Source organism: Dorea sp. AGR2135 (genome assembly GCF_000420885.1).
GTDB lineage: Bacteria > Bacillota > Clostridia > Lachnospirales > Lachnospiraceae > Dorea > Dorea formicigenerans.
Genome location: NZ_ATVU01000022.1, coordinates 1 through 13242, shown reverse-complemented (window position 1 = coordinate 13242; position 13242 = coordinate 1). Strand labels below are relative to the sequence as shown.

General features: G+C 37.8%; 11 protein-coding genes and 2 pseudogenes. 9 read left to right on the top strand and 4 right to left on the bottom strand.

Features of this window, described 5'->3' with window-relative positions; genetic code table 11:
* Positions 1 to 23 precede the first annotated feature (23 nt).
* Entirely contained in the window at positions 24 to 614 is a 591-nt protein-coding gene (locus G593_RS0112930; protein ID WP_029731947.1) for a nitroreductase family protein, read from the bottom strand.
* 267 nt (positions 615 to 881) lie between these two features.
* Between G593_RS0112930 and G593_RS0112925 the strand changes: the two genes are divergently transcribed.
* The 8 genes and pseudogenes from G593_RS0112925 (at position 882) to G593_RS0112895 (ending at position 9430) form a co-directional block, all read left to right on the top strand.
* Positions 882 to 2480, top strand: coding sequence for a type I restriction-modification system subunit M (locus G593_RS0112925; protein WP_029731946.1), 1599 nt, complete (start codon positions 882 to 884; stop codon positions 2478 to 2480).
* 5 nt (positions 2481 to 2485) lie between these two features.
* A complete protein-coding gene (locus tag G593_RS0112920) occupies positions 2486 to 3691 on the top strand; it encodes a restriction endonuclease subunit S (protein WP_029731945.1) in 1206 nt (401 codons plus the stop codon).
* A gap of 149 nt (positions 3692 to 3840) precedes the next feature.
* Entirely contained in the window at positions 3841 to 4059 is a 219-nt protein-coding gene (locus tag G593_RS0112915; protein ID WP_029731944.1) for a DUF3791 domain-containing protein, read from the top strand.
* On the top strand, positions 4056 to 4568 hold the full coding sequence (locus G593_RS0112910) for a DUF3990 domain-containing protein (protein ID WP_029731943.1): 513 nt from the start codon (positions 4056 to 4058) through the stop codon (positions 4566 to 4568). Before G593_RS0112915 ends, G593_RS0112910 begins: the two co-directional genes overlap by 4 nt.
* Positions 4561 to 4791, top strand: coding sequence for a hypothetical protein (locus G593_RS0112905; RefSeq protein ID WP_029731942.1), 231 nt, complete (start codon positions 4561 to 4563; stop codon positions 4789 to 4791). The genes G593_RS0112910 and G593_RS0112905 overlap by 8 nt, the downstream gene beginning before the upstream one ends.
* A 79-nt stretch (positions 4792 to 4870) precedes the next feature.
* Positions 4871 to 5377: pseudogene (locus G593_RS21535) on the top strand (restriction endonuclease subunit S); the annotation flags it as partial.
* Between the two features lie 78 nt (positions 5378 to 5455).
* Entirely contained in the window at positions 5456 to 8440 is a 2985-nt protein-coding gene (locus G593_RS0112900) for a type I restriction endonuclease subunit R (RefSeq protein ID WP_029731941.1), read from the top strand.
* Between the two features lie 63 nt (positions 8441 to 8503).
* Positions 8504 to 9430 (top strand): site-specific integrase, encoded by a 927-nt coding sequence (locus tag G593_RS0112895; protein WP_029731939.1) that lies wholly within the window; start codon positions 8504 to 8506, stop codon positions 9428 to 9430.
* A 106-nt stretch (positions 9431 to 9536) separates the two neighbouring features.
* On the opposite strand, the gene hydF is transcribed toward G593_RS0112895, so the two are convergent.
* The 3 genes from hydF to G593_RS0112880 form a co-directional block, all read right to left on the bottom strand.
* The gene (gene hydF / locus G593_RS0112890) at positions 9537 to 10787 is read right to left on the bottom strand and encodes a [FeFe] hydrogenase H-cluster maturation GTPase HydF (protein ID WP_029731938.1); all 1251 of its coding nucleotides are present in this window, start codon (positions 10785 to 10787) and stop codon (positions 9537 to 9539) included.
* 95 nt (positions 10788 to 10882) lie between these two features.
* Positions 10883 to 11932: a [FeFe] hydrogenase H-cluster radical SAM maturase HydE gene (gene hydE / locus G593_RS0112885; RefSeq protein ID WP_005338307.1), complete on the bottom strand. Its 1050-nt coding sequence runs from the start codon at positions 11930 to 11932 to the stop codon at positions 10883 to 10885.
* A 126-nt stretch (positions 11933 to 12058) separates the two neighbouring features.
* Positions 12059 to 12880, bottom strand: coding sequence for a putative hydro-lyase (locus tag G593_RS0112880; protein ID WP_005330406.1), 822 nt, complete (start codon positions 12878 to 12880; stop codon positions 12059 to 12061).
* 176 nt (positions 12881 to 13056) lie between these two features.
* Here G593_RS0112880 and G593_RS20605 point away from each other — a divergent pair.
* Positions 13057 to 13242 (top strand): annotated as a pseudogene (locus tag G593_RS20605) (ISNCY family transposase); the annotation flags it as partial.

Sequence of the window (13242 nt, the reverse complement as noted above, 5' to 3'; positions counted from 1 at the left end):
GGAAGGGGGAAGTGCATATGTACTTATCGGTATTCAACAATATCTGTGAATGGCTTCCGTGGTCTTTTAGCTGGAGCTTCATTTGCAAATCCAACAGCAACAATTCCGGTTAACTGGTTGTCTGTTTTGATAAAATCTACAAGTTCATTATACGCAAAACATGTATTTGCAATCCATAATGTACCTAATCCATGTTCTGTTGCTGTCAATATCATGTTTTCAATAGCAGCGCCTATGGATAGTGAATCGCAAATTTCCACGATGCGTTTTTCATTTTCAATACCTTCAAATGGAGTTTTCTGATTTGTGTTAAGCACTGCTATAAGACATGGCGCCTCTTCCATAATTCTGACAGTATTCTCAGCATCTGGTATGGCAAACGCCCATTCTTTCATAAGTGCGTGCGTGATTTTTTCTGAATTTATACCCTGGAGCATAACATCAACCAATTTCTCTTTTTCTTTGCCTTGATATACAATAAACTTCCAAGGCTGCCTGTTTTTGGCAGACGGAGCAAGAGTCGCACTATATATCATATCTTCAATTAATTCCTTGTTAATTTTATCCGCTTTATATTTTCTTATACTTCTTCTGTTTTCAATTTCCTGAATCATAGATATCCTCCTGCAATTTATCATCTCTACGCCTTTTGGCAATATCTACATTATAGCCTCTGAACTATCTTTTTTCCACCCAGTATCACTTGCTGTTTCCATGAGTTTTGTGTGAAAAGATGCACTATATGACTTATGCCTATGGTATACTTAAATTAAAACTTTTGGTAGATACTATCCAATCTTCCAAATTTATTACAGAGAAAAAATCAAATACAATGACTAAAAAGCTGGAAACATTCATAAAACAATGGAGGATAAATAAATATGGCAGAAATAGAAAACAGCAAGGACTTGATTAGCGTATTATGGAGCGGAGCGGATATTTTGCGTTCAAAAATGGATGCAAATGAATATAAGGATTACTTGTTAGGTATTGTCTTTTATAAATACCTTTCAGATTCCTTTTTGATAAAAGTATATGATCTGCTCTATGATGAAAAACCATCTACATTGAAAGAAGCACTAGAGGCGTATAAAGAAGCTCTGAAGGATGAGAGTGCAGAAGAACTGAAAGATCAGCTTTCAGAAGAATGCCACTATGTTATGGAGCCTGAACTTACTTACACCAATTTTGCTGATGCAGCAAGAAATAATTCTTTTAACCGTGAGCAGTTGCAGAAAGGATTTAACAATATAGAACAGAGTGATCCAATTTTTGCCGATTTGTTTACAGATATCGATTTGTATTCAAATCGGTTAGGAGCAGGAGATCAGAAACAGAGTGATACAGTTGCGAGTCTTATAAAAGAGATTGATAAAGCAGATCTGTTAAATTCAGATGCAGAAATACTTGGAAATGCTTATGAATACTTGATTGGACAATTCGCATCTGAGACAGGAAAGAAAGCGGGAGAATTCTATACTCCGCAGGCAGTATCAAAGATATTAACGAAAATTGCTATTTCAGGGCAGGAGGACAGAAAGGGATTATCTGTATATGATCCATGCATGGGATCAGGATCTTTATTGTTAAATGCTAAAAAATATGCATTTGCACCAGAATATATCAAATACTATGGACAGGAACAGAATACATCAACATATAACCTGGCAAGAATGAACATGTTCTTACACGGAATAGTGGCGGAAAACCAGCATCTTCGAAATGGAGATACATTAGATGGAGACTGGCCAACAGGTGAGGAAACAGATTTTAACATGGTTCTTATGAATCCTCCATATTCAGCTAAATGGAGTGCGGCGGCAGGATTCCTTCAGGATGAACGCTTTAGTGATTATGGTGTATTGGCTCCAAAGTCAAAGGCCGATTATGCATTTTTGTTACATGGATTGTATCATCTGAAGAATAACGGAACAATGGCAATTGTTTTACCACATGGAGTTCTTTTTCGAGGAGCGGCAGAAGGAAAAATCAGGGAAAAATTACTTCGCTCTGGTAATATTTATGCAGTGATTGGACTCCCGGCAAATTTATTTTACAATACGTCCATTCCGACGTGTATCATTGTCTTAAAAAAGCATAGAGACGGACGAGATGTTTTATTTATTGATGCTTCAAAAAAATTTAATAAAGGTAAGAAGCAGAACGAAATGACAGATGAACACATTGATGAAGTCTTGGCGCTGTACAGTGACCGAAAAACTGTAGAAAAAGAATCCTATCTGGCAAGTTTTGAGGATATTGAAAAAAATGATTTTAATCTTAATATTCCTCGTTATGTTGATAATTTCGAAAAAGAAGAAGATGTGGATATCAACGCATTACTGCAGGATATGAAAAAAACAGACGATGAACTGGAACGTGTTAAAAGTGACTTTGTATCTCTTCTTAAGGAGTTGACATCACCGAATCCGGATATTATTTCTTCGTTAAACGATTTGATTGGAAAGCTGGAGGGGTAATAGTTATGGAAAAACCAAAGATTAGATTTAAAGGGTACCAAGAAGATTGGGAACAGCGTAAGTTAGGGAATATCACTGTTAAAATAGGTAGTGGAAAAACTCCTTTAGGTGGAAAAAGTGCGTATGTTGAGACAGGAATTCCACTTATCAGATCTCAGAATGTGAACGGTGATAAGGTGGATTTTGCAGATATCGTTTACATTGATGAAGCAACAGATGAATTAATGGCAAACTCTCGAGTTTATACCAATGATGTTTTACTGAATATAACTGGTGCTTCAATTGGAAGAAGTGCCGTATATGAAGGATTAGAGTCCGCAAATGTTAATCAGCATGTTTGTATTATTAGACCAACAGAAGGACATCAGCCTGATTTTATTCAACTGAATTTATCTTCAGATAATGGTCAGAAACAGATTGATGCAAGTCAGGCTGGAGGTGGTCGGGAAGGTCTTAATTTTCAGGAAATTGGGAAGATGCAATTTTCCTTTCCGTCATTAAATGAACAGAAGGCTATTGGAAGGTATTTTAATTGTCTCGACCACCTCATCACTCTTCACCAGCGAAAGCGCGAAGAGATGAAAACTTTGAAGAAATATATGCTTCAAAAAATGTTTCCGCAAAATGGACAGTTAGTTCCACAAATTAGATTTTCAGGATTTACTGAAGATTGGGAACAGCGTAAGTTGGGAGAAGTGTTTAAAGAATACTCTGAAAAGAACCATACGGAGCTGCCGGCGCTTACTATTATTCAGGGTGGAGGAACAGTTAAAAGAGAAGAATCTGACCGAAATTTAATGTATGATGAATCTAATTTGTCTAATTATAAAATGGTACGGAAAGATGACTTCATAGTGCATCTTCGTTCCTTTGAAGGAGGACTTGAAAAATCATTGTTAGATGGCATTATAAGCCCTGCATATCATACATTTCATAGTGATGTAGCAGATTCAAGATTCTATTATCCATACTTTCGTTCCCATGAATTTATAAAGCATAAATTAGTACCACATGTATATGGGATAAGAGATGGAAGAAGTATAGATATTGCTGGAATGAAGACTATTGAAATTCCGTATACATCAATAGAAGAACAGAGAAAAATAGGAGACTATTTGGAGTCTCTCGACCATCTCATCACTCTTCACCAGCAGAAGTGTGATGAATTACGAAATATAAAGAAATTCATGTTACAAAATATGTTTGTATAGAAAAAATTCAGCTTTCATATTATGATTAGAACAAAAACAGATAAGTTTGATAAGCAATGTGTTTTTTATAAAAAATAAAAGGACTTACGATACGATTAAACTATAGGCAATGGTTAGGCATGTTTAAATGCAGGAAGGAAGTTGTTTTAATGAGTGAGCAGAAAAGAAAAATTGGTTTTACTGTTGCATGTGTAAATGAATTTGCCACTAGGCATAAGCTAAGTGCTAAAGAAGCATTTCAGTATCTCTTTCAGTTTAAAGGAATAGCTTTTATTAAAGAGAATTATGATGTGGAACATACATTGGACTTTGATACCATATTAGATGATTTGAGAATTTTATGTAAAAAAAATGGAGGTACATTATGAGATTATATCATGGGAGCAATATAGCGATTGGTAATATAAATCTGGCAATGTGCAGACCATATAAGGATTTTGGTCAGGGATTTTATCTGACAGATATTGAAGAACAAGCTGAAAAAATGGCGATAAGAGTAGCAAATATTTATGGTAAATCACCGATTTTGAATGTTTATGAGATAAATGATAATTTTAAAGATTTGCATACTCTCAGAATTAAGGATTTTGGCATACAGACAACAGAAGAATGGGCAAAATTTATAATGAATAATAGAAGTAGGACATTTACAGATGTACAGGATGTTTTGTGTAACAAAGATAACAAGTATGATATTGTTATAGGTCCTGTTGCAGATGACAATATGGCTTTGTTGTTTCGACAGTACGAAAATGAAATTATAGATTTTGAAACATTGTTAAAGGGAATGATTTATAAAAAGACTTCTTCACAATATTCTTTTCATACTGAAAATAGTGTGAAACTTTTGAGAAAGGTGATGAGTAAAAATGTGTAAAAAAGATCAGTTATTGGAATATTCGATACAGGATATTATTGATATGATTAGTACCGATCAGAGTATAGAATACGATGAGGCAATGAATAAATTTTACAATTCAGAAGTTTTTGAAAAACTTATAGATAAAGATACAGGATTATATTTGGAAAGCCCTGAATATGTCTACGATTTATTCAAGGATGAAATGAATTTTGGACATATTATTCAAGCAGAAATATGAAATTTTTAATATAAACGATACTGTCACAGCTTATTAGTGTAGGTATAAGATATTAATGAAATGAGGGCCAAATGATTGGGAACAGCGTAAGTTCGGAGATTATAACGATTTGATGACAGGATATCCTTTTGAGAGTGATAAGTTTTCTGAAGATGGCATTAAACTTGTTCGTGGCATGAATGTCAAAAGAGGGTACTTAGATTTTTCAGAAGATATTTGCGTGAAATGGAATTCATGTGTTGGATTAGAAAATTTTTTGCTTAAAGATGGTGACATTCTAATTCAAATGGATGGGGCATTAATAGGAAAAAGTTACGCAAAAATCAAGGAAAACCAGCTTCCTGCATTACTTGTTCAACGAGTGACAAGGGCAAGAACGAATAACAAATTTGCTAGTCAAGATTTCATGTACCAGACCATCCAACGTGATTTTTTAAGATATATCGAAATGAACAAGACAGAAACAGCTGTTCCACATCTTAGTTTAAATGATATTAGAAATTTTGAAATTATGGTTCCGTGTTTAGCGGAGCAGAAAAAAATCGGAGAGTATTTTGACTCCCTCGACAACCTCATCACTCTTCACCATCGGAAGCAAATTTATGTGTTAAATACCCGAATATATGAAAAAACCACGCTAATCATCACAAAGGAGAAAAAGAAAATGCCAGAATTAGAGAAAGTAATAGAAGATAAATTAATAGAACAGCTAGTTTTTGGAGAGTCTCAATGGACTTACCGTGAAGATTTAAAGACAGAGGAAGATCTTTGGAAGAATTTTAGATATATTCTAGAGCAGAATAATAAAGCGCGTCTGGATGGACAGCCTTTGTCTGATGCAGAGTTTGAACAGGTTAAGAACCAGCTGCAGTTTTCTTCGTTCTATAAGGCTGGTGAATGGCTAGTTGGCGAAAATGGAAAGGCAATGGTTCATGTACAAAGGGATACAGAAAAATTGCATTTAGTTGTGATGAATCATGAGCATATTGCAGGTGGAAGCAGTGTTTACGAGGTTATCAACCAATATAATGCGTTAAAGGACGATGATATCACTACGGTTGCAAGGGACAGAAGATTTGATGTTACACTTATGATTAATGGTCTTCCGATGATACATATTGAATTAAAGAACAGACAGCACTCTTACATGGATGCTTTTTATCAGATAAAAAAATATATCAGTGAAGGAAAGTTTACTGGTATTTTTTCGGCTGTCCAGATGTTTGTAATCAGTAATGGAGTAGATACAAAATATTTTGCTGCAGCAAGTGATACAGAGTTGAATCCTAAATTTATGAGCGGTTGGGTAGATACGGAGAATAATCCGGTGGCTGATTATATTGATTTTGCAAAGAATGTTCTTCGTATTCCGGAAGCCCATGAGATGATTGCCAGATATACAGTTTTGGATGAAGATGCAAAGCGATTGATTTTACTTCGACCATATCAGATTCATGCCATTGAGTCTATACGTGAGGCATCAAAGACGGGAAAATCAGGTTTTGTCTGGCATACGACCGGATCTGGAAAGACGCTTACTTCTTATAAAGCAACCAGAAATTTACTGATGGATATTCCTGCGATTGATAAAGCAATTTTTTTGATTGACCGTAAAGATTTGGATACCCAGACCACTATGGCATTTCAGGCTTATGCGAATAACGATTTGGTCGATGTAGATGAGACGGACAATGTAAATGATTTAAAAAAGAAATTAAAATCTGATGATCGTCAGGTAATCGTTACAACGATTCAGAAAATGCAGATTCTGATTAGTAAAAGATTACAAGAAGGAACATCTGAATACAGCAAGATTAAAAATTTGAAAATTGCTTTTGTAGTAGATGAATGTCACAGAGCAGTTACTCCAAAAACAAAGCGTGAACTAGAGCGCTTTTTCGGAAGATCACTTTGGTATGGATTCACAGGAACTCCGAGATTTGCGGAGAATCCATATCCGCAGATGGGTGATCTGCCACGTACAACAGAAGAATTGTATGGAAAAAGACTTCACAAATATACAATTCAAAATGCAATTCATGATAATGCTGTACTTGGCTTTCAGGTAGAGCATAATGGTCCGAAAAATATTACAGATGAGACAGATGCCAGTGCATATGATAATGAAACCCATATGCTTAGGGTATTAGATATCATCTTGAATAAATCTTATCACAAGCTAGGCTTCCAGAATGGAAAAGGACAAACATATGAAGGCCTTTTGACAACGAGTTCTATTCAGATAGCACAGAAATATTATGAACTTCTGACAAAGGTAAAAAATGGAGAAACTTCATTAGAGATTGATGAGAAGATTAAACAGGTTCTTCCCGATTTTCCGAAATTTGCAATTACTTATTCAGTAACGGAAAATGAAGAAGGTTCCCACGTCAACCAGGAAAAGATGCAGAAATCACTAGATGATTACAATCAGATGTTTGGTACAAAATATGAGCTTTCACAGATTCAGGGATACAATGGAAATCTGAATAAACGTCTCGCACGAAAAGACGCAAAATTCAAGAGCAGAAGTGAGCAGCTGGATCTGGTCATTGTGGTAGACCGCCTGTTAACAGGATTTGATGCGCCATGTATGTCCACGATTTTTATTGACAGACAGCCGATGGGACCACATGATCTGATACAGGCATTTTCAAGGACAAACCGTATTTTCGATAAAAACAAAACATACGGACAGATTGTTACTTTCCAGGCACCAAAGTTATTTAAGGAAAGTGTTGATAATGCAGTGAAATTATATTCTGCTGGAAGTGCAGGAGTAGCCATTTTAGCAGAATGGGAAGAAATAGAACCAGCATTTCGCAAATCCTTGGCAGCATTAAGAGTATCAGCAGAAACACCTGAAGAAGTAACACCGATGTCAATCAAAGAGAAAAAAGTGTTTGTCAAGATGTTCCAGACCTTTGACCGATTATTTGCTCAGCTCAAATCATTTACCCAGTATGATGACAGTATGCTTGAGGATTATGGTATCACAGAAGAGGAATACGATAAGTATGCCGGGGTTTATAAAAATGCAGTAGAAGAAATAAAAATAGCAGAAGGTGGTGGAGACGATCCAGGAAAGGAACCACCGGAAGATGAAACGATAGACGTGGATTATGAGCTGATGGCATACAGCAGTACAAAGATTGATTATGAGTATATTATTAATCTGATTCAGAATATTGTAACACCTGATGAAGATGCAGAAGCTGTATCTCCGGAAGAACGTCAAAAACAGATTGATGAAGTGAAGCAGTATATTGAGGAAATGCGGAAAGATAATCCAAAGGTAGCCGAGATTATGACGAATCTGGTCAGTGAAATTGAGGCAGATGAAAACAAATATAAGGGGCAGTCTATCTTAAATATTGTGGAAAGCATGAAACGTGATTGTATTGAAAAGGTGATTTCGGATTTCTGTGTGACTTGGTATGCATCGAAGGAAGATGTTATGTATGCGGCTCTTCATTACAGAAACGGGGAAATACCAAACGAAAGCGTGATCAAGGCTACAATTGACTATCAGAGTTATAAATCCGTACAAGAAAAGGCACTTCCAAAATTCAAATATTATGCGAAGTGTATGGCAGAATTAAAGAAAACTTTAGATGAGGAAATAAAACCATTGATTAGTGTTGCATAAGGGAAAAATAGATGGTTAATTGTCTGTATCAGCGTAAGTGATTCGGGAAAGGAAGAGAAGCTTATGCAACAGGATACAAGCAAAATGCAATTATTTTATGAGTACTATAAACAGTGGATTGAGGTGTACAAAAAAGGTGCAATCAGAGATGCTACGATGGCAAAGTATCTGATGACACAGAAATGGGTAGAAAAACTTGCCCCTGAATTGAAGGTATGCGAACTTACCAGGACTGCTTATCAGAAATTGTTGAATGATTATGCCAAAGACCATGAACGACAGACAACGCTTGATTTTCATCATCAGTTGAAAGGAGCAATTCTAGATGCAGTAGATGAAGGGATGATAGAGAGAGATCCTACTAGAAAGGCAATCATCAAGGGAAAATCTCCCAGAACAAAAAAGATAAAATATTTAAATCAGTTTGAATTACATACATTAATTGCACACCTTGATATTCGAGAAGAGGTAAACTGGGACTGGTTTATTCTATTGGTTGCAAAGACCGGTATGCGGTTTTCAGAAGCACTTGCAATTACTCCTTCGGACTTTGATTTTGCCAGACAAACATTGTCAATTAGTAAAACATGGGATTATAAGGGGAATGGAGGATTTCTTCCAACAAAGAATAATTCGTCGGTGAGAAAAATTCAAATTGACTGGCAGATTGTTGTGAAATTTTCAGAACTTACTAAAAATCTGCCAGAAGATAAACCGATTTTTGTGGAAGAAACAAAGATTTATAATTCTACAGTGAATGATGTACTCACTCGGCATTGCAAGGCATGTGGAATTTCAGAGATTTCTATTCATGGACTTAGACATACACATGCATCTCTTCTTCTGTTTGCAGGTGTATCAATTGCCAGTGTGGCCAGACGCCTGGGGCATGCCAGTATGACAACAACGCAGAAAACATATCTGCATATCATTCAGGAACTCGAAAATAAAGATGTAGATTTGGTAATGAGAACATTATCGGGTCTATAAACATAAATAATTAAACAGAATTACTTACGTTGATCTCCTTGCAGAAAAGCACCCGAAGGTGCTTTTCTGGTGAAGGATGAACATACAATGTAGTCCGTTACAAGATTTAGATTTCCTTTAAGTCCAACGTGTCTCGAAAGATAGAGATGCTCCGGTTCAAGATTCCGTTCATATAAGCAATCGCAGTTCCATAGTTTGTCATAGGAATGTGTGCATCTTCGGCACATTTTAGACGATATTTCATTTCTCGTTCATTTAACATACAGCCTCCGCAGTGGATAATGAGCTGGTATTCGGAAAGATTCAGTGGAAATTCAGTTCCGCTTGTAAATTCAAATTCAAAATCTTTTTTTGTGTATCGGCGAATCAGATTTGGAAGTTTGACTGTTCCGATATCACCACATTGGCGGTGATGTGTGCATCCTTCGCTGATCAGAATTTTGTCACCTTTTTTTAATTTGTCCAGTGTATATGCGCCATGCACTACTGTTTTCAGGTTTCCTTTATATCTTGCAAATAGTATGGAAAATGAAGTTAATGGTACATGTTCAGGAACAATGGCAGATACTTGTTTGAAGGCCTGACTGTCTGTAATGACCAGATCTGGATCGCGACCGAGTTTTTTTAATGTATCAGCCAGTTCTGTTTCTCTTACAACAATGGAAACGGCACCGGACTCCAGAATATCACGGATGGTCTGCTGCTGTGGAAGAATCAGTCTGCCTTTTGGTGCAGCAGAATCGATTGGCACAACAAGAACAATCAGGTCCATTGGACGGATCAGGTCGCGTACGATATACCGGTCATTATCAGAAGAAGGAATGAGCTTTCCGATTAATTCCTTCAGTTCCTGGATATTGCTGTGGTTCTGTGCACTGACCCACAAAATGTGTTCAGAAGGAATTTGGCAGGATTCGACAATAGAATCAGACAGGTTGCCTGGACAGACGCTGGAGACAGCCAGATCTGCTTTATTCAATACAACAATATAAGGAATCTTCTTATCCTGAATGTGGGTAAGAATTTTTTTATCTTCTTCAGTCATACCGACAGTCCCGTCTATAACAAGAATTGCAATATCTGTTTTATTTAGCATCTGATAAGCTTTTTGAATACGCAGTGTGCCAAGAACATCGGCATCATCATCAAGTCCCGGAGTATCGATGATGACGACTGGACCCAAAGGTAAAAGCTCCATAGATTTTAAGACTGGATCTGTCGTTGTGCCTTTGATATCAGACACAATGGCAAGATTCTGCCCAGTCAAAGCATTGATAACGCTGGATTTTCCAGCATTTCGTTTTCCAAAGATACCGATATGAAGCCGCTCGGCAGACGGTGTATTATTTAAGCTCATAATGGAACTCCTTATAACAAAGAATGTGCCAAAGCACATTCTTGAATAGATATAAAATAGTGACGTTGTAAATGATTTTGCACGTGTGTTCAACTTTAAATATTGAGTGAGTCTCCTCTAGAAGTCACCACCTGGTATCCGACAGATGCCATGCGGCGTTCCAGACAGTGCCGGCATTGTGCCGATTCGTCACCGGTACAGATTTTATTATCGTAGAGAAGATAATCCTTTCGTACTTCTGTCGGTGACAGGTTCGGCATGACAACATTTGCACCTGCAAGGATTCCAAGCTCACGGCCTTTCGGGTGAATGGTTCCAAGCGCGGTCGTAGCCGGAAGCAGAACCTTCGGCAGCATTAGCCGGATCAGGCCAAGCATAAAGAGCGTAAGCTCTAGTGTACCGGCAGGCTGGTCAGCAAATGGCGTATCATGATGCGGAATGAAAGGTCCGATTCCTACCATATGAGGATTAAGTTCCTTTAAGAATAACATATCTTCTGCCAGATATTCTGGTGTCTGATAAGGTGCTCCAACCATAAATCCGGTTCCGACCTGATATCCGATATCTTTCAAATCCCAGAGACACTGCTGTCTGTGAGCAGCACTTAAGATTGGCGGGTGGAGCTTAGCGTAGTGTTCAGGATTGTAAGTCTCATGGCGCAAGAGATAACGGTCTGCGCCAGCATCAAAGAATGCCTGATAACTGTCTTTTTTCCACTCTCCAATGGAAAGAGTGATCGCACATTGTGGAAAATGTTCTCGGATTCGTCTGACAATGTGGATAATCCTCTCTTCTGTAAAATATCCATCTTCTCCACCTTGCAGGACAAATGTGCGAAATCCCAAATCATAGCCTTCCTGGCAGCAGCGAAGAATGGTATCCTCGTCCAGACGATACCGGTGTGCTGCTGCATTACTTTTTCGAATACCACAATAGAGGCAATCGTTTCGACAATAGTTTGTAAACTCTATCAGACCACGGACATAAACGTCATGCCCATAGTATTTGTGGCGTTCTTCTCTGGCAAGTTCGAAAAGGTACTCGGAAAGTTCCGGCGTGCGATTCTTAATCAGTTCGGTCCACTCTTCAAGTGAAAGCTCCTGATTTTTATGTAATTTGTCAATAAGTTCCTTCGGCCCGGTCATAGTACCTCCTGCATGTAATTACCATATTTGTAAAAACTGCCACATAGCTGGTGTGGGTTGATAAAGAATGCTTCTGCAACGTTATTTTCCACCATCTTGTAGCAGCATAAAAGTTTATTTCAAAGTCTATTTATTTTTCTGCGCTTCCAGATAATCATTCAACTCAGAATTCAGGATATCTGTAATAAACATATGTCCCGGTGCATGTGTGATTACGATTGGAAGTTTTGCATTTTCGATGGCAGCCTGAGGTGTAACGCCGCATGGCCAGAATACAGGGATTTCACCTTCGTAAATGTCAACGGCTTCGCCGTAATCCGGTTTCATGACATCCATAACACCGACTTCTTCCGGATTGCCCATCTGTACCGGAGCACCGTGTACATTTGGCATCTTCACTGTAATATCATAAGCTTTCTGTGCATTTTCCGGAGTCATCGGGCGCATGGAGCATACCATAGGACCGGAAAATGGTCCAACAGGAACGGTTTGGATATTCGTCTTAAACATGGGTACGTTACGTCCCTGGGAAATGTGACGGATTTCGATTCCTTCTTTGATCAATGTCTCTTCAAAAGAGAAAGAGCAGCCAATCAGGAAGCCGACATAGCCTTCTTTCCAATAAGAAGATACGTCAGTCAGTTCTTTTGTAAATACGCCGTTTTCGTAGATACGGTATCTTGGAATATCAGTGCAGATATTACCGCCTTCGCCCATGGCGTGTGTGTCGGGCGTTCCTTTGATGATTTCAAGAATCGGACAAGGAAATGGATTCTTTTTTGCAAATTCTTCGAAATCTGCTGCGTATTCCGGAGGCAGGATTACAAGGTTTGCCTGTGCGTAACCACGGCACATTCCTGCGGTCGGGAAGTCAATAACTCCATCTCGGCAGAGTGCCCGAACCTCCGCTGGTGTCTTGTCTACATAAGGTGTGATGTCAAATGCCATGATGATAGTCTCCTTTCAATTTTGCAAAATTATTAGGCGTTTGCGAAACGCCACAAGCCGCATGAATACGGCATTTTTCTGTTATGAAAAACAAATAACCCCTCACTGGATATGGTATAATAGAGTTGACTAAAAACTAAAAACCATCACCCAAGAAAGGAGTTATTCTGATACCTATGATACCATATAAACAGCTTTCTTTGGCAGAAATTTTTACAGATTGCCAAGAAAAACTTGATAATGACAAACCTGCGTTTCTCTCTCTATTAGAAACTCATATCGACATTGATGAAATTATTCCGATTTCCTTTAGAAACCATTTTTATGCATCAACGGGCAGAACCCGTAAATACTCTTTGCAA

Bases quoted from the DNA above. Each gene is read 5' to 3' on its own strand.
- G593_RS0112880 (WP_005330406.1), bottom strand. From the start codon at position 12,880: ATGGCATTTGACATCACACCTTATGTAGACAAGACACCAGCGGAGGTT.
- G593_RS0112895 (WP_029731939.1), top strand. From the start codon at position 8,504: ATGCAACAGGATACAAGCAAAATGCAATTATTTTATGAGTACTATAAA.
- G593_RS0112910 (WP_029731943.1), top strand. From the start codon at position 4,056: ATGAGATTATATCATGGGAGCAATATAGCGATTGGTAATATAAATCTG.
- hydE (WP_005338307.1), bottom strand. From the start codon at position 11,932: ATGACCGGGCCGAAGGAACTTATTGACAAATTACATAAAAATCAGGAG.
- G593_RS0112920 (WP_029731945.1), top strand. From the start codon at position 2,486: ATGGAAAAACCAAAGATTAGATTTAAAGGGTACCAAGAAGATTGGGAA.
- G593_RS0112925 (WP_029731946.1), top strand. From the start codon at position 882: ATGGCAGAAATAGAAAACAGCAAGGACTTGATTAGCGTATTATGGAGC.
- G593_RS0112915 (WP_029731944.1), top strand. From the start codon at position 3,841: ATGAGTGAGCAGAAAAGAAAAATTGGTTTTACTGTTGCATGTGTAAAT.
- G593_RS0112905 (WP_029731942.1), top strand. From the start codon at position 4,561: ATGTGTAAAAAAGATCAGTTATTGGAATATTCGATACAGGATATTATT.
- G593_RS0112900 (WP_029731941.1), top strand. From the start codon at position 5,456: ATGCCAGAATTAGAGAAAGTAATAGAAGATAAATTAATAGAACAGCTA.
- hydF (WP_029731938.1), bottom strand. From the start codon at position 10,787: ATGAGCTTAAATAATACACCGTCTGCCGAGCGGCTTCATATCGGTATC.
- G593_RS0112930 (WP_029731947.1), bottom strand. From the start codon at position 614: ATGATTCAGGAAATTGAAAACAGAAGAAGTATAAGAAAATATAAAGCG.